Source organism: Halomonas sp. 11-S5 (assembly GCF_029889825.1).
GTDB lineage: Bacteria > Pseudomonadota > Gammaproteobacteria > Pseudomonadales > Halomonadaceae > Halomonas.
Window position 1 is genome coordinate 92,216 of the sequence record NZ_JARANW010000002.1, and the last position, 25,564, is coordinate 117,779.

Consider the following 25,564-nt stretch of genomic DNA (forward strand, 5'->3'; position numbering starts at 1 on the left):
CATGCCACCGAATCGCTCGGGCGACGCCTCACACCGCAAGCGGGTTGGGCTTGGCCGGGTCGATGCCGTACTTCTTGAGTGCCTCGCCGACGACCTTGCGATCCAGCTCGCCACGGTCGGCCAGCGCCTTGAGCGCAGCCACGGTCACGAAGCGGCGGTCGACCTCGAAGAAGCCGCGCAGCTTCTCGCGGGTATCGGAGCGGCCGAAGCCGTCGGTCCCCAGTACATGATAGTCGGTCGGCACCCAGGCGCGGACCTGGTCGGCGAACAGCTTCATGTAATCGGTGGCGGCGATCGCCGGGCCCTTCCGGCCTTCCAGGCAGGCGGTGACGTGGGGCTTGCCCGGCTCGGCCCCGGGGTTGATGAAGGCCTGGCGATCGATCTCCAGGGCCTCGCGACGCAGCTCGTTGAAGCTGGTGACGCTCCAGGTGTCGGCGCCCACGCCCCACTCCTCGGCGAGCATCTCGGCGGCGGCCTCGACCTCGCGCAGGATGGTGCCGCAACCCAGCAGCTGCACGCGGCCCTTGTCGCCCTGGGTCTCGCGTAGCCGGTACATGCCCTTGATGATGTCGGCGGCGGGTACCTCGTCGAGGGCCGGGTGTTCGTAGTTCTCGTTCATCACCGTCAGGTAGTAGAAGCAGTTCTCCTTGTCGGTGAACATGCGCTTCAGGCCATCCTGGACGATCACCGCCACCTCATGGGCATAGGTGGGATCGTAGCTGCGGCAGTTCGGGATCATCGACGCCTGCAGATGGCTGTGGCCGTCCTGGTGCTGCAGCCCCTCGCCGTTCAATGTGGTGCGACCGGCGGTGCCGCCGACCAGGAAGCCGCGGGCCTGCATGTCGCCGGCGGCCCAGGCCAGGTCACCGATGCGCTGGAAGCCGAACATCGAGTAGTAGACGTAGAACGGTAGCAGCGGCAGGCCGTGGTTGCTGTAGGAGGTCGCGGCGGCGATCCAGGAGGACATGGCGCCGGCCTCGGTGATGCCCTCCTCGAGCACCTGGCCAGCCTTATCCTCGCGATAGTACATCAGCTGGCCCTTATCCATGGGTTCGTACTTCTGGCCCTCGGAGGTGTAGATGCCGAGCTGGCGGAACATGCCCTCCATGCCGAAGGTGCGCGCCTCGTCGGGCACGATCGGCACCACCTGCTTGCCGAAGCCCTTGTGCTTGACCAGGCCGTTGAGAATGCGCACGAAGGCCATGGTCGTGGAGACCTCGCGACCCTTGGAGCCGCCGGTTTGCGAGGCGAAGATCTTGTCGTCGAGGCCCGGGATGTCCAGTGCCTGGAAGTCGGGGTTGCGCGCCGGCAGATAGCCGCCCAGTCGCTCGCGCTGGAGATGCATGTACTTCATCTCCGGCGAGTCGTCGGCCGGCTTGTAGTAGGGCATCTCGTTTTCGATCGCTTCGTCGGAGACCGGAATGCCGAAGCGGTCGCGGAACTTCTTCAACACTTCCGGGTCGTCGATCGACTTGACCTGATGCGCCTCGTTGTCGGCCTCGCCGCCAGCGGCCCCCAGGCCGTAGCCCTTGACGGTGTGCGCCAGGATCACGGTGGGACGACCGTTGGCGTTATGGAAGGCCTCATGATAGGCCGCGTAGACCTTGAACGGGTCGTGGCCGCCGCGGTTGAGCTTCCAGATGTCCTCGTCGGACATGTCCTCGACCATCTTGGCGGTCTCGGGGTACTTGCCGAAGAAGTTCTCCCGGGTGTAGGCGCCGCCGTTGGACTTGCAGTTCTGGTACTCGCCGTCGACGGTCTCGTCCATCAGGTTCTGCAGGACGCCCTTGTTGTCCTTCTCGAAGAGCGGATCCCACAGGCGGCCCCAGACGACCTTGAGGACGTTCCAGCCGGCGCCGCGGAAGACCCCCTCGAGCTCGTCCATGATGCGCGAGTTGCCGCGCACCGGGCCGTCGAGGCGTTGCAGGTTGCAGTTGATGACGAAATTGAGATTGTCGAGCTTCTCGCGGCTGGCCAGGTGGATGGCGCCCAGGGTCTCCGGCTCATCACACTCACCGTCGCCCAGGAAAGCCCAGACCTTGCGGTCGTGCATGGGCTGCAGGCCACGCTGATCGAGGTACTTCATGACGTGGGCCTGGTAGATCGCCATGATCGGGCCCAGCCCCATGGACACCGTGGGCAGCTGCCAGTAGTCCGGCATCAGCCAGGGGTGCGGGTAGGACGACAGGCCGTCGCCATCCACCTCCTGGCGAAACTTGTCCATCTGCTCCTCGGTGAGGCGACCCTCGAGGAAGGAGCGCGCATAGATGCCCGGGGAACTGTGTCCCTGGATGAACACCAAGTCGCCCTGGAAGTCGCCGTTGGCAGCGCGGAAGAAATGGTTGAAGCCCACGTCATAGAGGGTCGCCGAGGACATGAAGCTGGCCAGATGGCCGCCGATGCCCTTGTTGGCCTTGTTGGCCCGGGTGACCATGGCGGCCATGTTCCAGCGAATCAGCGAACGGATGCGACGTTCCATGAACAGATCGCCCGGCATCGGCGCCTCGCGGTGCACCGGTATGGTGTTGCGATGCGGGGTGGTCACCGAGAAGGGCACCTGCATGCCATCGCGACGCACGCGGTCGGCGAGGCGCGTCATCAGGTACCGGGCACGATCCTCGCCCTCGCGATCCAGGACCGACTCCAGGGAATCCAGCCATTCCGTGGTTTCGACCGGATCGAGATCTTCTCTTGTTTCCAGACTCATAGACGTCTCTCCGAATGACGGTGGTGACTACGGCCCCGCAGAGGGGCGAGTGGCGCTCATGTTCAGACTTGCAGACCGAACGCGTCAGGCCTGTAGTTATTTTACTAGGCAGTGTCTGATGTGCCGCTGCTATTGGCGCGAAGATACCGTAAACACCAGGCCCTGCCAATTCAATATAGAATGGAAATAGTTTCCATATAACCCATATTGCACCGCAGCACAGCGGATTACGTGCGCCCTGCCCATCGAAATCGACCCTTCTCAGACAGTTGTAGTTAAACTACCGTATGAAGCAAGCGTGCCATTCTGACTTAATCGATTAAGCCTTTTTGACACCCTTCAGGACATCTTCAGGACATCTTCAGGACATCTTCAGGACATCTTCAGGACATCTTCTGGCCATTTCCTGGCGAAAGTAGGCCCAGTCGAAGGCGGGCCCAGGGTCGTTCTTGCGCAGCGGTGCCACCCGGGCATGGCTGGTGATGCGCGTCTCGTCGAGGGCCGGGTAGGCCTCCAGCAGCGCGCGAGTGACGGCCGCGAGCGTTCGGTACTGGGCGCCGGTGTAGGGGCGGACCTCATCGCCCTCCAGCTCGATGCCCAGGGCGAAGTCATTCAGCGCCCGGCGCTCGCGCCCTCCGTCCCGCCACCGCGAGTGCCCGGCATGCCAGGCCCGCGCCTGGAAGGGCACGAACTGCACGCACTCGCCGTCGCGCCGGATCAGCAGGTGAGCCGAGACGCGCAGGTCAGCGATGGCCGCGAAGAAGGGATGGGCCGCGGGGTCGAGCCGGTTAGTGAAGAGCCGCTCGATATGCTCGCCTCCGAAGGCCCCGGGCGGCAGGCTGATGGCGTGCAGCAGCAGCAACGAGATCTCCCCGGCCGGGCGTTCGTCCTGGTTGGGCGAGGGAAGTCGCCGGGCGCCGCGCAGCCAGCCGTCGTCGATACGCATGGTTTTTCCCTGACGTCGATGCATGGGTTTCCCTATAATGACCGTCTCAAGCTTCCCCGCACAGAGATGGACCCGCCATGCATTATCAGGACGCCCTTGCCGAAGATATCCGTGACAGTGCCGCCCGGCTGCTGGCCGAGGACGTCGGCCCCGGTGACATCACCGCCCAGCTGGTTCCCGAGAAGCAGATGGCCCGGGCCCGGGTGATCACCCGGGAGGCGGCGGTGCTGTGCGGCGTGGCCTGGGTCGACGAGTTGTTCCGGCGCCTCGATGCCCGGGTCGCACTGCACTGGCAGGCCGCCGATGGCGACCGCCTCGCGCCCGGCCAGGCCTTCCTCGAGCTGGAGGGCCCCGCGCGCAGCCTGCTCACCGGGGAGCGGGCCGCGCTCAACCTGCTGCAGACCCTCTCCGCCACAGCGACCCGCACCCGCCACTACGTGGACCTGCTCGAGGGGACCGGCGCACGCATGCTGGACACCCGCAAGACGTTGCCCGGGCTGAGGCTCGCCCAGAAGTACGCCGTAACCTGCGGCGGCGGTCATAACCACCGCATCGGCCTCTATGATGCCTTCCTGATCAAGGAGAACCATATCGCGGCCTGCGGCGGCATCGCCGCCGCCGTCGACGAGGCGAGGCGCATCGCCCGCGACCTGCCGGTGGAGGTGGAGGTGGAGACCTTTGACGAGCTGGACCTGGCGCTCGCCGCCGGGGCCGACGTGATCATGCTCGACAACTTCGGCCTCGACGACATGCGCGAGGCGGTGCGTCGCACCGCCGGGCGTGCCACCCTGGAGGCCTCGGGCAATGTCGACGAGACCACGCTGTGCGCCATCGCCGAGACCGGCGTGGACTGCATCTCCAGCGGCGCGTTGACCAAGGATGTCGAGGCCATCGACCTGTCGATGCGTATCGTCGAGCAGGCGATCTGAACGGCCCCTCAGGTCTCGACCGCGACCAGCCGCTTCTCGAGCCGCTGGCGGTAGAGCTGCTCGCCGCCGCGTTCGACCCAGTCGTCGCCCAGCAGCTGCCAGCCGCGGTGCACCAGGCCATCGACCAGCATGGCGCTGGCCTCGATGGCGGCCCGGGTCACGCCCTGTTCCAGCAGCATCCGCTCGGCATGCACCAGCAGGGTCGAGCCGATCCCGCGCCGGCCCAGCGACGGCCAGACATAGAGGGTCTCGATCCGCCCGCGGGGGATGTCCAGCTCCAGGAACCCCACGCAGCGGCCTTCGCAGTCGGCGACCAGGGTGGTGTAGAGCGCCTGGCGCGCCGCCCAGGCACTGCCATCCCGGGGCAGCGCCATCGCCCAGGCCTGGCGCTCGGCCAGCGAGTAGTGTCCCGCCGCCCCCTGCATCACGGCGTGGTGGAAGACCTCGGCCTGGTCGGCGGCGTCGCGGACCCGGGCCGTGCGATAGACGATGCGCGGACCACGGCGATGCCCGAAGGGCGGCGGCTCGGCCGGCGCGGGACCGTTATCGATGTCGGCAAGACGCATGCGAGACCTTCCTGAGATGATGATCGACCCAGCAGACTACCCAAGCCACGCCGCGGGGCCAAGCCCTGCGGGTGGTCACCCTCAGGATATGCCATGAACGATCTCCCCGCCCCACTCGACGCCTTCCATCTGACGCCCATCGGCATCATCGAGAGCGACTTCCCGGACAAGTTCGGCATCCCGCGCCAGCCGGGGCTGGCAACGGCGGCCCGGGCGTCCCTGGTGCTGGTCCCGCCCTTCGATGACCCGCTGGCGGTGCGCGGCCTGGAGGCCTTCAGCCACCTCTGGCTGACCTTCGTCTTCCACCTCAGTCCCGAACAGCCCGACCCGGCGCGCTGGACCCCGCTGGTGCGCCCGCCTCGCCTCGGCGGCAACACCCGGGTGGGGGTCTTCGCCAGTCGCAGCACCCACCGCCCCAACCGCCTGGGGCTCTCACTGGTGGAGCTGGTCGACATCAACACCACCCGCGGGGTACGCCTGCGGCTTCGCGGCGCCGACCTGGTCGACGGCACCCCAATTCTCGACATCAAGCCCTATCTGCCCTGGGCGGAATCCCGTCCCGAGGCCCACGCCGGCTTCGCCCCCGAACCGCCGCCGACCCTGGCGGTCAGCCTCTCGCCCGAGGCAGAGGCCGTGCTGGCCGAGCGCCCCGACGGTGACGCGCTGCGTGAACTGATTCGCCAGGTGCTGGCCCAGGACCCGCGTCCCGCCTACCGAAGCGGCGCCGAGGCGCGGGTCTATGGGGTCCGGCTGCGCGACGTGGATGTGCGCTTCCAGGCCCGCATCGACGCCACGGGCGAGACGCGCCTGGAGGTCGTCCAGATCGCGTCGATTTAGACAGAGGACACATATGGCAAGAAGATGTGCTGATTCATGTTGCGAGCGATGAGAGGCTGGCCGCCGCCGGAGCACAGCCACCGGAATGTAGCCTGCTACATGAGGATGGCGACGGTCCGACGCCTCGGCACCGCCGGCGGTCAGGATATCGAGCGCAGCAATGAATCAGTGCGTCTTCAAGAGAAGTGGATGCCGATGCGCCGCCCGACCTCCTCGTAGGCCTCGATGACGCCGCCCAGCCCCTGGCGGAAGCGGTCCTTGTCGAGCTTCTCGCGGGTCTTTGCATCCCACAGGCGACAGCCGTCCGGGGAGAACTCGTCGCCCAGCACGATCTCGCCCTTGAACAGGCCGAACTCCAGCTTGTAGTCCACCAGCAGCAGGCCACCCTCGGCGAACAGCGCCTTGAGCACCTCGTTGACCCGGAAGGTGAGCACCTTCATCTCGGCCAGCTGCTCGGGGCTCGCCCAGCCGAAGGTCTCGGCCAGCGACTCGTTGATCATGGGGTCGTGCAGGGCATCGTTCTTGAGGAACAGCTCGAAGGTGGGCGGGTCGAGCACCTGGCCCTCCTCCACGCCGAGACGCTTGACCAGGCCGCCGGCGGCGATGTTGCGCACCACGCACTCCACCGGGATCATCTCGAGCCGCTTCACCAGGCTCTCGGTGTCGGAGAGGCGCCGGTCGAAATGGGTGGGGATGCCCGCCGCCTGCAACATCTCCATGATGAAGGCATTGAAGCGGTTGTTGACCATGCCCTTGCGGGCCAGCGATTCCATGCGCTCGCCATCGAAGGCGCTGGTGTCGTCGCGGAAGGTCAGGATCAGGCGATCGGGGTCATCGGTGGCATGGACCGACTTGGCCTTGCCGGCATAGAGTTCTTGGCGCTTTTCCATGGGAGCCTCCAGAGGCGCGGATACGGATCAGGATGGTCGTTCAGCCGAGGGTCTGCCAGACCAGGCCAGCGTCCTGGGCGGCGACCCTCAGCCGGGATTCGTCGCCGTCGAGCAGTGGCACCAGGGCCTCCAGGGCCAGCTCGGGGCGGTTGTTGTGGTCGGATAGGTGGGAGCAGACGATGCGCTGCAGGCGATCGAGCCCCAGCCGGGCCAGCAGCCAGGCCGCCTGGCCGTTGGCCAGGTGCCCCCAGTCGCCGCCGACCCGTCGCTTGAGGCTCGCGGGATAGGGCCCCTCGGCGAGCATCCGCGGGTCATGGTTGCACTCCAGCACCAGGCCGTCGCAGCCGGCGAAGGCCTCGACCACATGCGCGCTGGGATGTCCCAGGTCGGTGAGCAGACCTAGGCACCGCTCGCCCGCGGCGATGCGAAACTGCACCGGCTCCCGGGCGTCGTGGGGCACGGTGACGGGATCGATGGTCAGCCCCTTGACCGCGAACCGGGCCTGGGGGGTGATCCAGTGGCGGCACGGCAGCTCGCCGAGCCGACTCGACAGCCAGGTCCCCGGCGTCAGATAGACCGGCATCCCATGGCGCCGGGCCAGGGGGCCGACGCCACGTACATGGTCGCCATGCTCGTGGGTCACCAGCAGGGCATCGAGCTGGCGGGGATGCAGCCCCAGGCGGGCCAGGCGGCGCTCGGTCTCGCGCAGGGTGAAGCCGCAGTCGACCAGCAGGTGCGTCTCGCCGTCGCTGACCAGGGTGGCGTTGCCCTTGCTGCCGCTACCCAGGGAGGCGAAGGAGAGGCGCCCGCCCCCACCCGGTACCATGCTGCTCATCAGCGCAACAGGCCTGCCACCCGCTCGAGCAGCTCGCGCTGGTCCTCGGTGGAGAGCTCGCCGTCACTCGCACTCTGGGCTGTCAATACGGTCTCCTCGGGACCAAGAGCCTCCAGCACCAGGCGCACCTGCTGCGGCTCCTCACCCAGGTTGAGGGTCGCAAGCGAGCGCCAAAAACCTCGCTCTCGCTCGCTCCGTGTCAGGTATCCCACCAGGAAGCTGCGCGACGCGGGGTCGCGCTCGAGCAGCTCGCGACGCCCCTCGACCGCGAAGTCGAGTTCCAGCTGGTGGCTGAGTTCGGCCCACAGACGGTCCGCCTCGAAGGGCAGGATCACCTGCCAGTCGTCACCGCGCTGCTCGAACCGGGCACGATTCTGGGCATCGGGCCGCTGGGCGGCCAGCGAGGCGGCGCTCGACGACACGCTGCGTGCCTCGAAGTGGCGCTCCAGCGCCGTCAGGCAGGCGGCCTGGGTGCTCCCGCCCTGCTCGCAGCGAATCTCGCTGTCGCCACTGCGCAGCGCCGGGCGGACACTGATCCTGGCCTGGTCGGTTTCCAGGATGCCGCGGCGAGAGTCGCTGGCGGTGATGGTCAGGCCGCGGCTGCGCACGAAGCGCTCGAGCTCCGGCCAGACCGTTGCCGGTTCGGCGCCCACCACCAGCCAGCGCTCGTCGCCGACCGCGCGACGCTCGACATAGCCTCGCTCCATGCTGCGCCCGGGCGACAGGGCCTGGGGGAGCGGTGCCTCGACCACGCCATCCTCGGCGGGCCGCGTGCCACTCACCTCGGGGACCGGCATGGTATCCCGGTAGCGCTCGGCATTGCGGCCCTCCGGCAGCACCAAGGGCGCGTTCTCCTCGGCCTCGCCGTAGTCGAGGTTGCGGTCATGGTAGAAGCCATCCCGGGCACAGCCGGCCGTGGCCAGGGCGAGCACCGCCACCAGCGGCATCCATTTCAGCGCAGAGTTCATGCGTCCACCTTGCCTAGAGTTGTGCGGGGTGCGGTGCCAGGCACCGCTCAATCGTCGATCAGGCCCGCCAGCTGCAGGGCCTCGCTGACGGTAGAGTGGTACTTCTCGGAGAGCCAGGTCAGCGGCAGCCGGATGCCGGGCTCGAGGTGACCCATGCGGTACAGTGCCCACTTGACCGGAATCGGGTTGGACTCGATCCCCAGGTTAGTGTGCAGTGGCATCAGGCGGGTGTTGATCTGGTGGGCCCGGTCGGCATCCCCGGCCACGGCGGCGCTGCACAGTTCATGCATGGCCCGCGGCGCCACGTTGGCCGTCACCGAGATGTCGCCATGGCCCCCCATCAACATGAAGTCGCAGGCGGTGGCATCATCCCCGGAATAGAGCATGAAGCCGCTGCCCCTGAGGCGCGCGATCAGATCCTCGGCGCGTTCCAGGTTGCCGGTGGCGTCCTTGAGCCCGATGATCTTGTCGACATCGGCCAGGCGCAGCACGGTCTCGTTATAGATGTCCGAGCAGGTGCGCCCCGGCACGTTGTAGAGGATCACCGGCAGGTCGCTGCTCTCGGCGATGGCCTTGAAGTGCCGGTAGAGCCCTTCCTGGGTGGGCTTGTTGTAGTAGGGTGCCACGGTCAGGCAGCAGTCCGCCCCGACCTCGCTGGCATAGCGGGCCAGCTGCACCGCCTCGGTGGTATTGTTGGAGCCGGTGCCGGCGATGACCGGAATGCGTCCGCTCACCTCCTCCACTACGGTGCGGATGACATCGAAATGCTCGGCGAACGACATGGTGGTCGGCTCGCCGGTGGTGCCGGCCGCCACGATCGCATCGGTGCCGTTGTCGAGATGAAAGTGCACCAGGCGGCGCAAGGCCTCCCAGTCGATATCGCCGTTGACCTTCATCGGCGTCGCCAGCGCGACAATACTGCCAGTGATCATCCTCTCGATTCCTCTCGATTCGCCTGCATTCTCGGCCTCTCGGACCTCGGGCAACGCCCCGGTGCCAAGGGCCAAATGGTACTCAGGCCTCGGGAGCCTGTACAGCCGCGACTTTACAGTTCGCCACGGGTTGCGTGTAATCGGGACGCCTTCCCTCACCCACGACAGGAGCACGACCATGAGCGTCAGTCCCGGCGAGCCCGTTCCGGACTTCACCGCCACTGCCACCGGCAACACCATCGTCACCCTCTCTGAGCTGGAGGGGAAACAGGTGGTGGTCTACTTCTACCCCAAGGCCAGCACCCCCGGGTGCACCACCGAGGGCGGCGACTTCCGCGATCGCAAGGAGGCCTTCGACGCCGCCAATACCGTGATCCTCGGCGTCTCCCGGGACGGCCTCCGCGCCCAGGAGAACTTCAAGGCCAAGCAGGGCTTCAACTTCGCGCTGATCTCCGACAAGGACGAGTCACTCTGCCGGCTGTTCGACGTCATCAAGCTGAAGAAGCTCTACGGCAAGGAGCACCTGGGGATCGAGCGCAGCACCTTCCTGATCGACGCCGACGGCAAGCTCGCCCGCGAGTGGCGCGGCGTCAAGGTCAAGGGCCATGCCCAGGAGGTGCTGGACGCCGCCCAGGCCCTGCACGCCGGCTGAGCCCTTCTCTCCTGTCGGTCCACGCGGACGCTCGTCCGCGCCCCGGGACGCTCACGACTCGACGGGCGTCTCGGCTGCCTCCTGCAGGTGACGCTGCTTGATGCCTCGCGGCCAGGCGTAGACCAGCGCCTTGAGCAGGGTCGCCAGGGGGATGGCGAAGAAGACCCCCCAGAAGCCCCAGATCCCGCCGAAGAAGAGGATCGCCAGGATGATCGATACCGGGTGGATGTTGACCGCCTCGGAGAACAGGATCGGCGACAGGACGTTGCCGTCCAGGGCCTGCAGTACGCCATAGGCGACCAGCACATAGAGGAACTCGTCCGTCAGGCCGAAATGGAAGCCGGCCACCGCCGCCACCGGCAGGGTGGTCACCGCCGCGCCGATATAGGGCACCAGCACCGAGAGGCCCACCACCACCGCCAGCAGCGCCGTATAGGGGAGCCCGAAGTAGGCGAAGGTGAAGAAGGCCACGGTGCCGACGATGATGATCTCGATGAACTTGCCGCGCACGTAGTTGGCGATCTGGTCGTCCATCTCCTCCCAGACGCGGGTCATCAGCTCGCGCCGCTGGGGCAGCAGCGATGTGGTGAAGCCCACCAGGCGGTCGCGGTCCTTGAGCATGAAGAACACCAGGATCGGCACCAGGATCAGGTAAACGATCAGCGTCAGGACGTTGCCCAGCGAGGCCAGCGACAGGGTCAGAGCGCGCTGGCCGAGCTGCGTCACCTGGCGGCCGGCGACGTCGATCCAGTTCTGCATCTGGTCGGGGGTGACCAGGTTGGGATAGCGTGCCTGGAGATCATCCAGCAAGCGCTGGCCGCTGGCGAACATCCGCGGCGCCTCCTGGACCAGCCCCACCAGCTGGTTCCAGATCAGTGGCATCAGAATGAAGGCCAGCGCCAGCAGCACCCCGATGAAGGCAAGGAACACCACGAACACCGCCAGCAGGCGCGGCATCCTGCGCCGTTCCATCCAGCTCACCGGCCCCTGCAGCAGGAAGGCGGCCACCAGGGCGATGAGGAAAGGCGCCAACATGCGCCCGAACAGGATCACCGCGGTGAAGCCCAGCACCAGCACCACCAGCAGGATCACCGCCTCCTCGTCCGAAAAGTAGTGATCCATCCAGCGCCTGAAGACCGACCTCAGGCTCATGAAGGCCGCCCCTCGCCCTTGCAGATCCAGTAGTGATAGACGTCACCGCGCTCTTCCCTGGCCGGCATCTGGTGCGCGCTCTGGGCCACAAAGGTCTCGAAGTCGCGCCAGGAGCCCGCATCGGTAGCCATTACCTCCAGCAGCTGGCCAGGCGCGAGGCGTGACAGCGCCTGCTTGGCCTTGAGCAGCGGTAGAGGGCAGGGAAGACCGCGGGCATCGAGCAGGTCATCGGGTTGCAGCGCCATGGTGTCTCCCGGGAAGATGCAGTGGCACGTGCCGGCCGTGGGCCCGCACGCAAGTCCCTGCGATTTAAAGGCACTTTGCAGGCCAAATCAATGTCAGACCAGGATACCTGCCACCCCTTGCGCTCCCCTTGACGAGGACGGCCATGCTGCGTCGAACCGGAACCTACCTCACCGCCTGCGCCCTGAGCCTGGCGCTCTCCCTGCCGTCCCAGGCCCAGTCCCCCGGCCGCTATGAAGCACCCGGCCTGACACGAAGCCCGGCGGTCGCGGCCGGGGGCGACTACGGGCTGCCCAGCCTGACCCGCCATGGGAGCCAGGCCGTCAGCGGCGAGGAGTACCGCCTGGGCCGCGCCTGGCTGCGCCAGTTCCGCGCCCGCGCCCCCGAATGGCAGGATGCCATCGCCCAGGACTACGTGGAGTCGCTGGTGGCCCGCCTGCTGCCCCACAGCGACCTGGGAGACGCCCGCACTGCCGTGACCCTGGTGGAGAGCCGCCTGCTCAATGCCTTCGCCGTGCCCGGCGGAGTGATCGGCGTCAACGCCGGGCTGTTTGCCTTCGCCGAACGCGAGGCCGAGCTGGCCTCGGTGGTCGCCCACGAACTCGGCCATCTCTCCCAGCGCCACTATGCCCGCGGCCAGGCCCGCGCCGAGCAGACCCAGATCCCGGCGATGGCGGCCATGCTCGCCGGCATGCTGATCGCCGCCGGGGGCGGTGGCGATGCCGGCATCGCCGCCGCCATGGGCTCACAGGCGGCCTTCATCCAGGACCAGCTGAGCTACTCCCGGCGCTTCGAGCAGGAGGCCGACCGCGTGGGCCTGCAGGCCATGGCAGACGCCGGCTATGAACCGGGCGCCATGGTCGAGATGTTCCGCGCCATGCAGCGCATGATGAGCCTGCAGGGGGGCAATCCCCCGGAGTTCCTGCTCACCCACCCGGTGACCGAGTCACGCATCAGCGATACCCAGGCCCGCGCCGACCAGGTCTCGGTGACGGCGCCGCGTGACGGAGACCTTCACTACCAGCTGGTGAGGGCCCGGGCGCTGCTGACGATCCACGACCGCGACCCGCAGCAGGCCACCACCCGCCTGGCCCAGGACCAGGCGCCCGAGGCAGCCCGCCGCTACCTGGCCGCGCTGATCGATGGCCGCGCCGGGCGCACCGATCAGGCGCTGGACGCGCTCGACGCCCTGGCCCGGTCACAGCCCGACCTGGCGATGCTGCCGGCCTCGGCGGCCCAGGTCGCCTTCGAGGCCGGCCGCGTCGACGATGCCATCGCGCGCAGCCGTCGTCAGCTGCGGTTGATGCCGGACTACTCGCCGGCAAGCCGGCTGCTGGGCGAGGCGCTGCTGCAGCGCGATCCCGACGAGGCCTATCGCGTACTGCGTGAGCTGGCCGACGCCCGCCCCGAGGACCCGCAGGCGTTCACGCTGCTCGCCGAGGCCGCCGGCCGCAGCGGTCACGAGGCCTGGGGCCATCTGGCCCGTGCCGAGCAACTGCAGCTCACCGGTCGCATCGACCGCGCCATCCGCCAGCTCGAGGTGGCCAAGGACGTGGCCGAGCGCGAGGGCGACAACGCCGCCGCCAGCCAAATCGAGCAGCGTCGCGAGGACTTCATCGGCTATCGGGAGACGCTGGAGAAGTTCTAGCTGCAAGGAGCAAGCTGGAAGCTGGAAGGCAGCACCTATAGGTTCAAGGTCTTTCTTCCCGCTTCAAGCTTCCAGGCGCGAAGCGCCGCTCTTCCAGCTCCAGCGCTAGGCGAAGCCTAGCGCTGGAAGTTGAGCATCCGCTCGAGGGGCTTGAGGGCGGCCAGGCGCAGGGCGTCGTCGACGAACACCTCCCCCGTTCCCTCGCGCAGCGCGCCGGCCAGGTTATCCAGGGCGTTCATCGCCATCCAGGGGCAGTGGGCACAGCTCTTGCAGGTCGCGCCGTCACCGGCGGTGGGCGCCTCGAACAGCGTCTTCTCGGGCACCGCCTGCTGCATCTTGTAGAAGATGCCGCGGTCGGTGGCCACGATCAGCTTGTCATGGGGCAGATCCTTCGCCGCCTTGATCAGCTGTGAAGTGGAGCCCGCCACGTCGGCCAGCTCGACCACCGCAGCCGGCGACTCCGGGTGCACCAGCACCGCGGCATCGGGATAAAGTGCTTTGAGGTCCTCGACGCCCTGGGCCTTGAACTCCTCGTGGACGATGCAGGCGCCGTCCCAGAGCAGCATGTCGGCGCCGGTCTGCTTCTGGATGTAGCCGCCCAGGTGCTTGTCCGGAGCCCACAGGATCTTCTCGCCGCGCGCCTGAAGGTGCTCGATCACGTCCACGGCGATGGAGGAGGTCACCACCCAGTCGGCGCGCGCCTTCACCGCCGCGGAAGTGTTGGCATAGACCACCACGGTGCGCTCGGGATGGGCGTCGCAGAAGGCGCCGAATTCGTCGGCCGGGCAGCCCACGTCCAGCGAGCAGGTCGCCTCCAGGGTGGGCATCAGCACTCGTTTCTCCGGGGAGAGGATCTTGGCGGTCTCGCCCATGAAGCGCACGCCGGCCACCACCAGGGTGTCGGCCTCGTGGCGGGCGCCGAAACGGGCCATCTCCAGGGAGTCGGCCACGCAGCCGCCGGTTTCCTCGGCCAGCTGCTGGATGGCATCGTCGGTGTAGTAATGCGCCACCAGCACGGCATTGTTGGCCTCGAGCAGACGCTTGATCTCCTCGATGCGCGCCTCGTCTTCGGCGGGAATGCGGGTGGGGCAGTAGGTGCGTGCGAGCTGCTCGCGCAGATCGGCACGGGAAGTCATGATCGTCATCGTGTCTACCACTGTGACCGGCAGGGGCTCCCCCTGCGTTACACCAGGTGCCGCCGCTCGTGCACTCCGCACGGGGCAACACGCCAGAGGGTCAACCGCTGCGTCTCTCGCGATGGCCGACCCAATGTCATTCTAGACCAGATTGTCCGGCGATTGTTCGTTTCAGGCGAGGAAAGTCTCTGCCGGGGAGAGGCATCATGCCCCCCGGACGCAGAGCGCCCCCGCCTCACGGGGAGGCGGGGGCGCGAATCTGGTGGGTCGTGTAGGATTCGAACCTACGACCAATTGGTTAAAAGCCAACTGCTCTACCAACTGAGCTAACGACCCGGTGCTTGCGGGCAAGCATACAGGCTCGGATGGTGGGTCGTGTAGGATTCGAACCTACGACCAATTGGTTAAAAGCCAACTGCTCTACCAACTGAGCTAACGACCCCTTCCGAACGGGGGCAGATACTACTGATCTGCCCCCGTGATGACAAGCGGTTTTTGCCTTTGGTCGCAGCTCAGCGCCCGCGCTGGGCCTTGGGCTTGCGCATGGCCTGCACCGGCCGGCGCTTGTGCTTGTCCCGGCTCCAGCGGTTCTTCTCATCCGGGGTCAACTCCGGCACCTTGCGAACCGCCAGGCCGGCCGTCGCCGACAGGTCATCGATCTCGTCCTGGGAAAGCTCCACCCACTCACCGGCCTTGGTCCGCTTGTCGAGGAAGATGTTGCCGTAGCGCACCCGCTTGAGGCGGCTGACGGTGAGCCCCTGGGATTCCCACAGGCGTCGCACCTCGCGGTTGCGACCCTCCATGATCACCACGTGGAACCAAGTGTTGATGCCCTCACCGCCGAACTCCTGAACGTCAGTGAAGCGCGCCGGCCCGTCGTCGAGCATCACGCCCTCGACCATGGCCACCACCTGCTCCTTCTTCACCTCGCCCATCACGCGCACGGCATATTCGCGCTCCACCTCGGTGGAGGGATGCATCAGCTTGTTGGCCAGCTCCCCATCGGTGGTGAACAGCAGCAGGCCGCTGGTGTTGATGTCTAGGCGGCCGATGGCAATCCAGCGCTCGCCCTTGAGGCGCGGCAGGCGATCGAAGACAGTGCGCCGCCCTTCCGGGTCCTTGCGGGTGCACAGCTCGCCCTCGGGCTTGTTGTACATGATCACCCGGCGCGGCACCTCCTCGGCGCCACGCAGGGTCACCGGGCGGTCATCGACGGCCACCCGGTCACGCATCTCGATGCGGTCGCCCAGGGTCGCCACCTTGCCGTTGACCTTGACCCGGCCATCGGCGATGGCCGTTTCCATCTCGCGGCGCGAGCCCAGCCCGGCACGGGCCAGGACTTTCTGCAGTTTCTCGCTGGTAGTGCTCATCGGTCGTCATTCTCACTGGGTGTGGATTCCGTGCCCGGGGCGGCGTCATCGTCGACGCGGCCCCGGGCACGTTCGGACAGGCGGGCCTCCAGATCAGCGAAGCTCAGCCCTGCCCGCTCGGACGCCGTCCCGGCGTGGTCATCGTCGGCCTTCCCGGCCGTCGGGTCGGTGGCCTGCGGGGCCACCTCGCCGCCCGCCTCGGGCGACGCCTGGTATTCTGCCTCACCTGCCTCGGGCGAGTCATCGACCTGCTCGTCCGCCTGGGCCAGTAGCTCGTGCTGGGGAGGCGGCGGCTCTTCCTCCAGGATCGGCTCCTCGAAGTGCCTGAGCTCATGCATCGGCGGCAGTTCGTCGAGGGTCTTGAGGCCAAAATCGTCGAGGAAGCTTCGCGTGGTGGCGAAGACCGCCGGTCGCCCCGGCACGTCGCGGTGGCCCACCACGCGGATCCAACCGCGGTCGAGCAGGGTGCGCATGATCGAGCCGCTCACCGTGACACCCCGCACCTCCTCGATGTCGCCACGGGTCACCGGCTGGCGATAGGCGATCAGCGCCAGGGTCTCCAGCAGCGCCCGGGAGTAGCGCTGGGGCCGCTCATCCCACAGCCGCGAGACCCAGGCCGAGAGTCGCGGCCGGATGCGCAGCTGATAGCCAGAGGCGGTCTCGATCAGCTCCATGGCGCCCCGCTCATGGCGGCCCCCCAGGCGCTCCAGGGCCTCGCGCAGGGCGCGCCGCGGCGGGCGCTCGTGGTCGTCGAACAGCCCCTCCAGGCGCTCCAGCCCCAGCGGCTCCCCGGCGGCCAGCAGCGCCGCCTCGAGGATCTCGTCGAGGGCATCGGGAAATTCCATAGCGGTCATGCCGGGTCGCTTCCCTCTGGGTCAACGACAGGACAGCCATCCACGGGACGGTCATCGAAGGCGCTCTCGCCGCCTTCTTCCTCAAGGAACGCCTCCTCGGGCCCCTCGTCCCGGGCGGCCCTGGCGCGCACATGGATCGGCGAGAGCGGGGCATTCTGTACGATCTCGATCATCGCCTCCTTGGCGAGCTCGAGGATCGCCATGAAGGTGACGATCACCCCGGGCCGCCCCTCCTCGAGGGTGAACAGCGCCTCGAAGGCGGTGTAGTGCTCGTCGTCCAGGCGCTCCATGATCGCCAGCATACGCTCCCGGGTCGAGAGCCCCTCGCGGCTGATCTGGTGGGCCTGATTGAGCTCGGCGCGGCGCAGGATGCCGGCCAGGGCCCCGAGCAGCTCGTCGAGCCCCACGTCGGGGTGGATCACCCGGGATTCCAGCGGCGGCAGCATGGCCCGCGCCGGAAACCAGTCGCGCCCCAGCCGCGGCAACTCGGCCAGCGACTCGGCAGCGTACTTGAGCCGCTCGTACTCCTGCAGGCGGCGGATCAGCTCGGCCCGCGGGTCCTGTTCCTCGTCGTCCCCGCCCTCCTTCGGCGGGCGCGGCAGCAGGGTGCGCGACTTGATCTCGGCCAGCATGGCCGCCATCAGCAGGTACTCCCCGGCCAGCTCGATCTCCATGGCCTTCATCAGCTCCACGTACTCGATGTACTGGCGGGTGATGGCGGCCACATCGATGGCCAGGATATCCAGGTTCTGGCGGCGGATCAGGTAGAGCAGCAGGTCCAGCGGCCCCTCGAAGGCCTCGAGGAAGATGCGCAGCGCCTCCGGCGGGATATAGAGATCCTCCGGCAGCTGGGTGATCGGCTCATCGAACAGCCGCCCCAGTACCTCGGCGTGGCCGGCCGCGGCATCGGTCTGTTGGGGGGTGGCGGTATCGGGGGTGGCGCTCACGCGGCGTGCCTCTCCGGGGACGCAGGATCAACGGGGCAGTCTAGCAAGAGCGCGGCGCCGGAGACAGTTCTGACACTCTGACTGACGTGAACGCTCGGGACTTCCCCGGCGACAATGCCTGCCTCCTTCTTCTATTACTCCACCTCGCTGGCCTTGCGGTAACGCCCGGTGTAGTCGAAGAGCTTCTCGCGCACCTGCCAGTGGCGGCCCACCTTGCGGCCCACCACGAAGTCGGGGTGGCGCAGGCGGTGGCGCTCGGCGATCACCTCCTCGGGGGAGGTGGGACGGAAGGGCACGCCCGGCGCGCGCAGGTGGTCGCGCAGGAAGGCCGCGGCGAAGGCGCCGCGCTGGGCCGGGGTCTCCAGGGCGAACCACTCCGACAGGGTGGCACCGTCCTCGTCGTGGTAGGTGACCTTGAGCCGCGGCAGCCCCCGGCCGTTGACGGTGGCCTCGAGCTGCATGCCGGCGACCCGCAGCACCCGGGCATCGCGCAGGCGCAGCGCCTCCTTGAGCTTGTCGTCGGCGTCCACCAGCAGGGTCTCGCAGCCGTGACAGCGTCGGGCGGCGATATCGTTCTCGGTGCCGCACTCGGGGCACACCTTGAAGCGAAAACGGAAGTCGCACTGAGTGCGCTTGCCGCGCTCGTCCTCCACCAGCCCCTGACAGCGACGCCCGAAGTGCTCGATCACCAGTTCGCCGTCGCGCCGCCCCCAGAAGAGGTTGGCGTGACCGCAGGCGGGACACTCCACCTGCACCGGCTCACTGTCGCCGGTCGGCTTCGGCGATCCCACCTCCGGGGCGTAGAGGTCCCAGGGGTTGCCGGCATAGTCGAGGATCAGGCAGTCGCGCTTGCCCGGCGAAAGGCGCAGGCCGCGCCCGATGATCTGCTGGTAGAGACTCACCGACTCGGTGGGGCGCAGGATGGCGATCAGGTCCACGTGGGGCGCATCGAAGCCGGTGGTCAGCACCGCCACGTTGACCAGGTACTTGAGCTCACGCGCCTTGAAGGCGGCGATGAGCCGCTCGCGCTCAACGGAGGGCGTCTCGCCGGTGACCAACGCCGCCTCGCCCACCGGCAGGTAGCCGAGGATCTCCTCGGCATGAGCCACGCTTGCCGCGAAGAGCATAACGCCCTGGCGCTCCCGGGCGTGCTCGACCACCTCGGCGATGATGCCCGGCGTCGCACGGTGACCCGCCACCACCCGGTTGAGCTCCTCCTCGCGGAAGAGCCCGCTGGAGCCTGGGGCGAGGGCCGAGAAGTCGTAGCGCAGCTCCTGGCCCTCCTTGAAAAGCGCGGCGTCGACGCGCCGGGGCTCGGCCAGGTAGCCCTGCTTGACCATCAGCCGCAGCGGCTGCTCGAAGACGCAGTCGCGAAAGAAGGCGTCCGCCTCGCCGCGCACCATGCCATGGTGATGGCGGTAATAGATGAACCCTTGGCCGAGTCGATAGGGGGTCGCCGTGAGGCCGAGAATCTTGAGCCGCGGGTTGGCCGCGCGCAGCTGGTCGATCACCTGGCGGTAGCTCGAGTCCTCCGCCGGCGACACCCGATGGCACTCGTCGACCACCAGCAGGGTGAAGGGGCCGCGCGGGTGGTCCGGCGCGGCGAAGCGTTCGAGGTTGCGCACCACCGACTGCACCGAGCCGAACACCACCTGGCGCCCGGCCTCCTTGCGCCCCAGGCCGGCGCTGAAGATGTCGGCCTCGAGGCCGTAGGCCAGGTACTTGGCGTGGTTCTGTTCCACCAGTTCACGCACGTGGGCCAGCACCAGCACCCGCCCCCGCGCCAGGCGCGCCAGCTCGGCGATCACCAGCGATTTGCCGCTGCCGGTAGGCAGCACCACCACCGCCGGGTCGTCGGCGCCGCGGAAATGCTCGACGACACGGCGCACCGCCTGCTGCTGGTAGGGCCGAAGGCTGGGCGGTGCGGCGGTCATGCAAGCTCCTCGAGCAGGACGCGACTTGACCCGTACCGGGACAGCCATGGTATCTAGAAGGGTAATGGGATGACTGGAACGCCATTTGCCGAGACAGGAGACACCTCTATGAAAGTGAAGACCAGCCCCGAATGCCCCAAGTGCGGCAGCCGCGAGAAACGATTCCCACCGGGTCGTGAAGATCAGTATCACGTCTACTGCGATGGCTGCGGCCACGACTTCGGCCGCTTCGACCACTTCCAGAGCCAGTTCCGTCATCTTCTCGACGACCTCGAGACCCAGCTGAAGCGCGAGGAAGCCACGGACGACGACGCCACCTGACGCTATCCACCCCCTTACCCACGACGCCCGGGCCATGGCCCGGGCGTCGTGGGTTCTCGAAGGGCGAGCATTTCAGCCCAGCCAGACCCGGGCGTTGCGGAACAAGCGCATCCAGGCGCCATCTTGGGTCCACTCGGCGGGACGCCAGGAGTTGGTCACCGCGCGTACCACCCGCTCGGGGTGAGGCATCATGATGGTGACCCGGCCGTCGGGGGTGGTCAGGCCGGTGATGCCGGAGGGCGAGCCGTTGGGGTTGGCCGGATAGCGGGTAGTCACCTGGCCATGGTTGTCCAGGAAGCGCAGGGCGACCTGGCCGCTGCCCTGGATGCCGCGCAGGTGGGCACTGTCGCGGAACTCGGCGCGGCCCTCGCCGTGGGCCACGGCAATGGGCAGGCGCGAGCCCTCCATGCCGGCCAGCAGGATCGACGGGCTCTTCTCCACCTGAACCATGGAGACCCGGGCCTCGAACTGCTCGGACTCGTTGCGCACGAAGCGCGGCCAGGCCTCGGCGCCGGGGATCAGCTCCTTGAGCTGGGCGAGCATCTGGCAGCCGTTGCACACCCCCAGCGAGAAGCTGTCGTCCCGCTCGAAGAAAGCTGCGAACTGCTCCCGGGCGCGGGGGTTGAACAGCACCGACTTGGCCCAGCCGCCGCCAGCGCCCAGCACATCGCCGTAGGAGAAGCCGCCGCAGGCCACCAGGCCCTTGAACGGCTCGAGGTCGATACGCCCTTCCAGGATGTCGCTCATGTGCACGTCCACGGCCTCGAAGCCGGCCCGGTCGAAGGCCCAGGCCATCTCCAGCTGGCCGTTGACGCCCTGCTCGCGCAGCACCGCCACCGCCGGGCGGGCCGTGTTGACCTGGGGCGCCTGGATCTGGGGTGCCTCAAGATAGGGGGCGGTGATGTCATCGTCGACATCGAAGGTCGGCTGAGCGGAGAGCCCGGGGTCGCGGCCATCGAGCAGGCCGTCGAACTCGCTCTTGGCGCAGTCGGCGTTGTCACGCAGCGCCTGCAGGCGGTAGCTGGTCTCGGCCCAGGTCCGCTCGGCGAGCAGCCGGGTGGTCTCCAGCAGCGGCTCCTCGAAGAGGGTCACCCGCACCTGGTCGTCGTAGCGCGGCCGGGCGATGACGCCGCAGGTCTCGATGCCGGCGGCGGCGAACTGGGCCAGCACCGCCTCGGTGTGCTGGCGGTTCACCTGGATCACCGCCCCGAGCTCCTCGGCGAAGAGCGCGTTGAAGGCGTCGACGGGCTCGTCGATCAGCCAGTCGAGCTTGATCTCGAGGCCCGCATGGGCGGCGAAGGCCATCTCCAGCAGCGTCACCAGCAGGCCGCCGTCGCTGCGGTCGTGGTAGGCCAGCAGCGTGCCCTCGGCGTTGAGCCCCTGGATCACCGCGAAGAATGCCTCGAGGTCCTCGGGGTCATCCAGGTCCGGACACTCGTTGCCCACCTGGCCGTAGACCTGGGCCAGGGCGGAGCCGCCCAGACGGTTCCGGCCGCCGCCCAGGTCGATCAGCAGCAGGTCGGATTCGTCCTGCTCCAGGTTGATCTGCGGGGTCAGGGTCTGCATGGCATCAGTGACCGGAGCGAAACCGGTCACGGAGAGCGACAGCGGTGAGGTGACGCTCTTCTCCTCGGCCTGCCCGTCTTCCGCGCCACTCTCCTCCTGCCAGGCGGTGCGCATGGACATGGAGTCCTTGCCCACCGGGATGGCGATGCCCAGCGCCGGGCAGAGCTCCATGCCCACCGCCTGGACGGCGTCATACAGCGCCTGGTTCTCGCCCGGGTGGTCGGCGGCGCTCATCCAGTTGGCGGAGAGCTTGATGTCGCCGAGCTTGTCGATGGGCGCGGCGGCCAGGTTGGTGATGGCCTCGGCCACCGCCAGGCGCGCGCTGGCCGCCGGGTCGATCAGCGCCACCGGCGGACGTTCGCCCATGGCCATGGCCTCACCGGCATGGGTGTCGAAGCTCGCCGTGGTCACGGCCACGTCGGCTACCGGCACCTGCCAGGGGCCGACCATCTGGTCGCGGGCCACCTGGCCGGTGATGGAGCGGTCGCCGATGGTGATCAGGAAGCTCTTGGAGGCCACGGCGGGCAGACGCAGCACCCGGTCCATGGCCTCGCGCAGATCGAGGTTGTCGAGCATCACCCCGGAGAGGGTATTAGCCTGGCGCTGGAACTCTCGAGTCATCTTCGGCGGCTTGCCGAACAACACGCTCATCGGCAGGTCCACCGGCTGGCTCTCGAAGTGGCCATCGGTCACCGCCAGGTGGTGGGGCTCGAGGGCTTCGCCCACCACGGCATAGGGACAGCGCTCGCGCTCGCACAGCGCCTCGAAGGTGTCGAGGTCCTCCGGCGCCACCGCCAGCACATAGCGCTCCTGGGCCTCGTTGCACCAGATCTCCAGCGGGCTCATGCCTGGCTCGGCGTTGGGCACGGCACGCAGATCGAACAGGCCGCCGCACTCGCCATCCTTGACCAGCTCCGGCAAGGCGTTGGAGAGGCCGCCGGCGCCCACATCGTGGATGAAGCGGATCGGATTCTCGCTACCCAGCGCCCAGCAGCGGTCGATGACCTCCTGGGCGCGGCGCTCCATCTCGGGGTTGCCGCGCTGCACCGAGGCGAAGTCCAGGTCGGCGCTGGAGGCCCCCGAGGCCATGGAGGAGGCCGCGCCGCCGCCCAGGCCGATCAGCATCGCCGGGCCACCCATCACGATCAGCTTGCCGCCGACCGGGATCTCGCCCTTCTGGACATGGCCGTCACGGATATTGCCGTAGCCGCCGGCGAGCATGATCGGCTTGTGGTAGCCGCGGCGCTCGATGCCGTCATGCCCCAGGGCGTCCTGCTCGTAGGTGCGGAAGACCCCGGCGAGATTCGGGCGGCCAAACTCGTTGTTGAAGGCGGCTCCGCCGATGGGCCCCTCGAGCATGATCGCAAGCGCCGACTGGATGCGCTCGGGCTTGCCGTAGTCGAAGGCCTCCCAGGGCTGCACGAACTCGGGGATGCGCAGATTGGAGACGGTAAAGCCGGTCAGGCCCGCCTTGGGCTTGCCGCCGATGCCGGTGGCGCCCTCGTCACGGATCTCGCCGCCGGCGCCGGTGGCCGCCCCCGGGTGCGGTGCGATGGCCGTCGGGTGGTTGTGGGTCTCCACCTTCATCAGGATCTGGATCGGCTCGTGGGCGCTACCATAGACGGCGCGCTCGCCGTCCTTGCCGGTGAGCGGCGCCGGGAAGAAACGCGGCGCCTCAGAGCCCTTGATCACCGCGGCGTTGTCGCTGTAGGCGGAGAGGATGTCCCCGGGGGAACACGCGTGGGTGTGCTTGATCATCCCGAACAGCGAGTGGCTCTGCGCCTCGCCGTCGACCACCCAGTCGGCGTTGAAGATCTTGTGGCGGCAGTGCTCGGAGTTGGCCTGGGCGAACATCATCAGTTCGACGTCCGTGGGGTTGCGACCCAGATCGTGGAACGCCTCGACCAGATAGTCGATCTCGTCCTCGGCCAGCGCCAGCCCCAGTGCCGTATTGGCGGTGACCAGCGCCTCGCGGCCGCCCTCGAGCAGGTCGACGCTGCCCAGCGGCGCCGGCGCGTGGTGGGCGAAGAGCTTGGCGGCGTCGGAGGCGTCGGCCAGCACGCTCTCGGTCATGCGGTCGTGCAGGGCGGCCTGGATCTGCTCGAAGGCCGCCTCGGCGAGGGTGCCGGCGACCTTCACCCGGTAGGCGACGCCGCGCTCGATGCGCCGCACCCTGGCCAGCCCGCAATTGCGGGCGATGTCGGTGGCCTTGGAGGACCAGGGCGACTGGGTGCCGATGCGCGGCACCACCAGGAACAACTGGCCCTCGGCACGGCTCTGGTCCTGTCGCGCGGGGCTCTCGTTATGTCGCTCGGGGCCGTAGTCGAGCAGCTGCTCCAGCAGGCGCCGCTCGTCGTCCCCCAAGTCGCCGTCATGGTCGACGAAGTGGACATGGTCGGCGTGCAGGGACTCGACCTCGGGAACGGATGCGCGCAGGGCGTCCAGCAGCTTGGCATGACGGAAAGCAGATAGGGCGGGCGCGCCTCGCAGTTCGAGCATATCCTGGAACCTCTGAAACAGGGAGAGTTCGGGGCCGCGGCCGGCGGCAATGAGCGCACATGTTACTGGAAAGCGCCGGATGCGAGAAATCGGCGTAGGTGACAGCCGCTCGCGGGCTGGTTAAGGTTGTGGGTCTCATCGCCGCACATCGCCCACATGCTCGCATTCCCGACTGACCCTACCCGGCGCCAGTGGCGCCGGGCCGCCCTACTGTGCAGCGCCCTCCTGCTGGCGCTGCTGCCCGGGCGTTCCGGTATCCCCGAGGGCCAGCACCTGAGGGAGGTGCTGGCGCGCGACTTCCTCAGCGTGCACACCCGCAACACCCCCACCACTTACTACGAAGGGCGCCAGGGACCTACCGGCTTCGAATACGAGCTGATGCGGCGCTTCGCCAACCACCTGGGGGTCAGCCTGACCCTGGATGCCGACCATCATATCCAGGGCGTGCTGGACGCCGTGCGCGAGGAAGGCGACCTGGGCGCCGCCGCCCTGCCCCTGGACCCGACGTTGGACGGACTGATCTTCAGCCGACCGATCATGCTGCTGCAGCCGCTGCTGGTCTATCGCCGCGGCCTGAACCCGCCGGAGGAGATCGCCGAGCTCGAGGGGCTGGAGATCGGCACCCTGCGCGGATCCGGGACCGACCGGGTGCTGCGCGAGCTGCAGGCCGAGCATCCTGGGCTGAGCTGGAAGGAATCCAGCGAACTGGAAGTGGCCGAGCTGCTTGGCCAGGTGGCCCGCGGCACCCTGGATGCCGCGGTGATCTTCGAGCGCCAGTTCCGCCTCAACCGGCTGTTCTTCCCCGAGGTCGAGGATGGTTTCACCCTCGGCAAGCCGCTCTCCCTGGCCTGGGCCTTCCCCGCTGGACGGGGCCTGGGGCTGGTCAACGCCGCCAACCGCTTCCTCGACGACCTGCGCCGCGACGGCGAACTCGACGCCCTGGTGGCCAGCTACTTCGACCACGACGACTACCTCGAGTATGTCGGCGCACGCACGTTCATCCAGCAAGCCCGCAAGCGCTTGCCGCCCTACACCGAACTGTTCCGCGAGGCCGCCCGCAACTCCGGCTTCGACTGGAAGCTGCTGGCCGCCGTGGGTTACCAGGAGTCGCACTGGGACCCCGCAGCCACCTCGCCCACCGGCGTGCGCGGGCTGATGATGCTGACCAATGCGACCGCCGGTGATCTCGGCGTCGACAATCGCCTCGACCCCGCCCAGAGCATCCACGGCGGCGCTCGCTACCTGCGCAGCCTCGAGGAGCGGCTGCCGGCATCGATCACCGGTGACGACCGCCTGTTCATGGCCATGGCCGCCTACAACGTCGGCCTCGGCCATCTCTACGATGCCCGCAAGATCGCCGAGCAGCGCGGCGACGACCCCGATCGCTGGCGCGACGTGCGCGAGGCCCTGCCGCTGCTCCAGGAGCGCGAGTGGTATAGCCAGACCCGCCACGGCTATGCCCGCGGCGGCGAGCCGGTGATCTATGTGCGCAACATCCGCCGCTACTACGAGATCCTGGCCTACCTGGACCGCAGCCAGGAGCAGTTTTACGAACTCAATGCGCGCCTGCCCGACAAGGACGACGGCGCACTGTTCGAGCAGGTCCCGCCCGTCCTCTAGTCAGTGGACTCC

General features: G+C 68.0%; 21 protein-coding genes and 2 tRNA genes. 6 read left to right on the top strand and 17 right to left on the bottom strand.

The window, feature by feature from the left end; all coding sequences use genetic code 11:
- Positions 1-28: 28 nt before the first annotated feature.
- Both aceE and ampD read right to left on the bottom strand, forming a co-directional pair.
- Positions 29-2,707 carry a pyruvate dehydrogenase (acetyl-transferring), homodimeric type gene (gene aceE, locus OP497_RS01965; protein ID WP_280546131.1) on the bottom strand — a complete coding sequence of 893 codons (2,679 nt, stop codon included), beginning with the start codon at positions 2,705-2,707 and terminating at the stop codon, positions 29-31.
- 361 nt (positions 2,708-3,068) lie between these two features.
- Positions 3,069-3,653, bottom strand: coding sequence for a 1,6-anhydro-N-acetylmuramyl-L-alanine amidase AmpD (ampD, locus tag OP497_RS01970; RefSeq protein ID WP_280546132.1), 585 nt, complete (start codon positions 3,651-3,653; stop codon positions 3,069-3,071).
- Positions 3,654-3,730: 77 nt separating this feature from the next.
- On the opposite strand from ampD, the gene nadC reads away from it, so the two are divergent.
- Positions 3,731-4,582, top strand: coding sequence for a carboxylating nicotinate-nucleotide diphosphorylase (gene nadC / locus OP497_RS01975; RefSeq protein WP_280546133.1), 852 nt, complete (start codon positions 3,731-3,733; stop codon positions 4,580-4,582).
- A gap of 8 nt (positions 4,583-4,590) precedes the next feature.
- On the opposite strand, the gene OP497_RS01980 is transcribed toward nadC, so the two are convergent.
- Positions 4,591-5,148, bottom strand: coding sequence for a GNAT family N-acetyltransferase (locus OP497_RS01980; protein WP_280546134.1), 558 nt, complete (start codon positions 5,146-5,148; stop codon positions 4,591-4,593).
- 93 nt (positions 5,149-5,241) lie between these two features.
- Here OP497_RS01980 and tsaA point away from each other — a divergent pair, with 93 nt between their 5' ends.
- Complete coding sequence (gene tsaA / locus OP497_RS01985) at positions 5,242-5,985, top strand: tRNA (N6-threonylcarbamoyladenosine(37)-N6)-methyltransferase TrmO (RefSeq protein WP_280546135.1); 744 nt, start codon at positions 5,242-5,244, stop codon at positions 5,983-5,985.
- 176 nt (positions 5,986-6,161) lie between these two features.
- Here the strand turns inward: tsaA and purC are convergent, their stop codons facing one another.
- The 4 genes from purC to dapA are packed head-to-tail and all read right to left on the bottom strand — an operon-like array spanning position 6,162 to position 9,610.
- The gene (gene purC, locus OP497_RS01990; protein WP_280546136.1) at positions 6,162-6,875 is read right to left on the bottom strand and encodes a phosphoribosylaminoimidazolesuccinocarboxamide synthase; all 714 of its coding nucleotides are present in this window, start codon (positions 6,873-6,875) and stop codon (positions 6,162-6,164) included.
- Positions 6,876-6,915: 40 nt separating this feature from the next.
- Complete coding sequence (locus tag OP497_RS01995) at positions 6,916-7,710, bottom strand: MBL fold metallo-hydrolase (RefSeq protein ID WP_280546138.1); 795 nt, start codon at positions 7,708-7,710, stop codon at positions 6,916-6,918.
- Positions 7,710-8,678 (bottom strand): outer membrane protein assembly factor BamC, encoded by a 969-nt coding sequence (locus tag OP497_RS02000; protein WP_280546140.1) that lies wholly within the window; start codon positions 8,676-8,678, stop codon positions 7,710-7,712. The genes OP497_RS01995 and OP497_RS02000 overlap by 1 nt, the downstream gene beginning before the upstream one ends.
- 47 nt (positions 8,679-8,725) lie before the next feature.
- Positions 8,726-9,610: a 4-hydroxy-tetrahydrodipicolinate synthase gene (gene dapA, locus OP497_RS02005; RefSeq protein WP_280546141.1), complete on the bottom strand. Its 885-nt coding sequence runs from the start codon at positions 9,608-9,610 to the stop codon at positions 8,726-8,728.
- Positions 9,611-9,788: 178 nt separating this feature from the next.
- On the opposite strand from dapA, the gene OP497_RS02010 reads away from it, so the two are divergent.
- Positions 9,789-10,262: a peroxiredoxin gene (locus tag OP497_RS02010; RefSeq protein ID WP_280546143.1), complete on the top strand. Its 474-nt coding sequence runs from the start codon at positions 9,789-9,791 to the stop codon at positions 10,260-10,262.
- Between the two features lie 51 nt (positions 10,263-10,313).
- On the opposite strand, the gene OP497_RS02015 is transcribed toward OP497_RS02010, so the two are convergent.
- Complete coding sequence (locus tag OP497_RS02015) at positions 10,314-11,414, bottom strand: AI-2E family transporter (RefSeq protein ID WP_280546144.1); 1,101 nt, start codon at positions 11,412-11,414, stop codon at positions 10,314-10,316.
- Entirely contained in the window at positions 11,411-11,659 is a 249-nt protein-coding gene (locus tag OP497_RS02020; protein ID WP_280546145.1) for a sulfurtransferase TusA family protein, read from the bottom strand. The genes OP497_RS02015 and OP497_RS02020 overlap by 4 nt, the downstream gene beginning before the upstream one ends.
- A gap of 143 nt (positions 11,660-11,802) precedes the next feature.
- Between OP497_RS02020 and OP497_RS02025 the strand changes: the two genes are divergently transcribed.
- On the top strand, positions 11,803-13,305 hold the full coding sequence (locus OP497_RS02025) for a M48 family metalloprotease (protein ID WP_280546147.1): 1,503 nt from the start codon (positions 11,803-11,805) through the stop codon (positions 13,303-13,305).
- A 116-nt stretch (positions 13,306-13,421) separates the two neighbouring features.
- Here OP497_RS02025 and nadA read toward each other — a convergent pair whose 3' ends face one another.
- The 7 genes from nadA to OP497_RS02060 form a co-directional block, all read right to left on the bottom strand.
- Positions 13,422-14,450, bottom strand: a complete 1,029-nt coding sequence (gene nadA / locus OP497_RS02030) for a quinolinate synthase NadA (protein WP_280546148.1) — start codon at positions 14,448-14,450, stop codon at positions 13,422-13,424.
- A gap of 251 nt (positions 14,451-14,701) precedes the next feature.
- Positions 14,702-14,777 (bottom strand) — tRNA-Lys (locus tag OP497_RS02035).
- A gap of 30 nt (positions 14,778-14,807) precedes the next feature.
- Positions 14,808-14,883, bottom strand: a tRNA-Lys gene (locus OP497_RS02040).
- Positions 14,884-14,953: 70 nt separating this feature from the next.
- The gene (gene rluB / locus OP497_RS02045; RefSeq protein ID WP_280546149.1) at positions 14,954-15,811 is read right to left on the bottom strand and encodes a 23S rRNA pseudouridine(2605) synthase RluB; all 858 of its coding nucleotides are present in this window, start codon (positions 15,809-15,811) and stop codon (positions 14,954-14,956) included.
- Positions 15,808-16,665 (bottom strand): SMC-Scp complex subunit ScpB, encoded by an 858-nt coding sequence (scpB, locus tag OP497_RS02050; protein WP_280546150.1) that lies wholly within the window; start codon positions 16,663-16,665, stop codon positions 15,808-15,810. Before scpB ends, rluB begins: the two co-directional genes overlap by 4 nt.
- Entirely contained in the window at positions 16,662-17,546 is an 885-nt protein-coding gene (locus OP497_RS02055; protein WP_280546390.1) for a ScpA family protein, read from the bottom strand. Before OP497_RS02055 ends, scpB begins: the two co-directional genes overlap by 4 nt.
- A 200-nt stretch (positions 17,547-17,746) precedes the next feature.
- On the bottom strand, positions 17,747-19,546 hold the full coding sequence (locus OP497_RS02060; RefSeq protein ID WP_280546151.1) for a DEAD/DEAH box helicase: 1,800 nt from the start codon (positions 19,544-19,546) through the stop codon (positions 17,747-17,749).
- Positions 19,547-19,654: 108 nt separating this feature from the next.
- On the opposite strand from OP497_RS02060, the gene OP497_RS02065 reads away from it, so the two are divergent.
- Positions 19,655-19,867: a hypothetical protein gene (locus OP497_RS02065; protein ID WP_280546152.1), complete on the top strand. Its 213-nt coding sequence runs from the start codon at positions 19,655-19,657 to the stop codon at positions 19,865-19,867.
- A gap of 72 nt (positions 19,868-19,939) precedes the next feature.
- Here the strand turns inward: OP497_RS02065 and purL are convergent, their stop codons facing one another.
- Positions 19,940-23,932: a phosphoribosylformylglycinamidine synthase gene (gene purL, locus OP497_RS02070; protein WP_280546153.1), complete on the bottom strand. Its 3,993-nt coding sequence runs from the start codon at positions 23,930-23,932 to the stop codon at positions 19,940-19,942.
- Positions 23,933-24,088: 156 nt separating this feature from the next.
- On the opposite strand from purL, the gene mltF reads away from it, so the two are divergent.
- The gene (mltF, locus tag OP497_RS02075; protein ID WP_280546154.1) at positions 24,089-25,552 is read left to right on the top strand and encodes a membrane-bound lytic murein transglycosylase MltF; all 1,464 of its coding nucleotides are present in this window, start codon (positions 24,089-24,091) and stop codon (positions 25,550-25,552) included.
- The last annotated feature ends 12 nt before the right edge of the window (positions 25,553-25,564 follow it).

Coding starts and splice junctions, on each gene's coding strand:
- aceE (WP_280546131.1), bottom strand. CDS start 2,707: ATGAGTCTGGAAACAAGAGAAGATCTCGATCCGGTCGAAACCACGGAA.
- ampD (WP_280546132.1), bottom strand. CDS start 3,653: ATGCGTATCGACGACGGCTGGCTGCGCGGCGCCCGGCGACTTCCCTCG.
- nadC (WP_280546133.1), top strand. CDS start 3,731: ATGCATTATCAGGACGCCCTTGCCGAAGATATCCGTGACAGTGCCGCC.
- OP497_RS01980 (WP_280546134.1), bottom strand. CDS start 5,148: ATGCGTCTTGCCGACATCGATAACGGTCCCGCGCCGGCCGAGCCGCCG.
- tsaA (WP_280546135.1), top strand. CDS start 5,242: ATGAACGATCTCCCCGCCCCACTCGACGCCTTCCATCTGACGCCCATC.
- purC (WP_280546136.1), bottom strand. CDS start 6,875: ATGGAAAAGCGCCAAGAACTCTATGCCGGCAAGGCCAAGTCGGTCCAT.
- OP497_RS01995 (WP_280546138.1), bottom strand. CDS start 7,710: ATGAGCAGCATGGTACCGGGTGGGGGCGGGCGCCTCTCCTTCGCCTCC.
- OP497_RS02000 (WP_280546140.1), bottom strand. CDS start 8,678: ATGAACTCTGCGCTGAAATGGATGCCGCTGGTGGCGGTGCTCGCCCTG.
- dapA (WP_280546141.1), bottom strand. CDS start 9,610: ATGATCACTGGCAGTATTGTCGCGCTGGCGACGCCGATGAAGGTCAAC.
- OP497_RS02010 (WP_280546143.1), top strand. CDS start 9,789: ATGAGCGTCAGTCCCGGCGAGCCCGTTCCGGACTTCACCGCCACTGCC.
- OP497_RS02015 (WP_280546144.1), bottom strand. CDS start 11,414: ATGAGCCTGAGGTCGGTCTTCAGGCGCTGGATGGATCACTACTTTTCG.
- OP497_RS02020 (WP_280546145.1), bottom strand. CDS start 11,659: ATGGCGCTGCAACCCGATGACCTGCTCGATGCCCGCGGTCTTCCCTGC.
- OP497_RS02025 (WP_280546147.1), top strand. CDS start 11,803: ATGCTGCGTCGAACCGGAACCTACCTCACCGCCTGCGCCCTGAGCCTG.
- nadA (WP_280546148.1), bottom strand. CDS start 14,450: ATGACGATCATGACTTCCCGTGCCGATCTGCGCGAGCAGCTCGCACGC.
- rluB (WP_280546149.1), bottom strand. CDS start 15,811: ATGAGCACTACCAGCGAGAAACTGCAGAAAGTCCTGGCCCGTGCCGGG.
- scpB (WP_280546150.1), bottom strand. CDS start 16,665: ATGACCGCTATGGAATTTCCCGATGCCCTCGACGAGATCCTCGAGGCG.
- OP497_RS02060 (WP_280546151.1), bottom strand. CDS start 19,546: ATGACCGCCGCACCGCCCAGCCTTCGGCCCTACCAGCAGCAGGCGGTG.
- OP497_RS02065 (WP_280546152.1), top strand. CDS start 19,655: ATGAAAGTGAAGACCAGCCCCGAATGCCCCAAGTGCGGCAGCCGCGAG.
- purL (WP_280546153.1), bottom strand. CDS start 23,932: ATGCTCGAACTGCGAGGCGCGCCCGCCCTATCTGCTTTCCGTCATGCC.
- mltF (WP_280546154.1), top strand. CDS start 24,089: ATGCTCGCATTCCCGACTGACCCTACCCGGCGCCAGTGGCGCCGGGCC.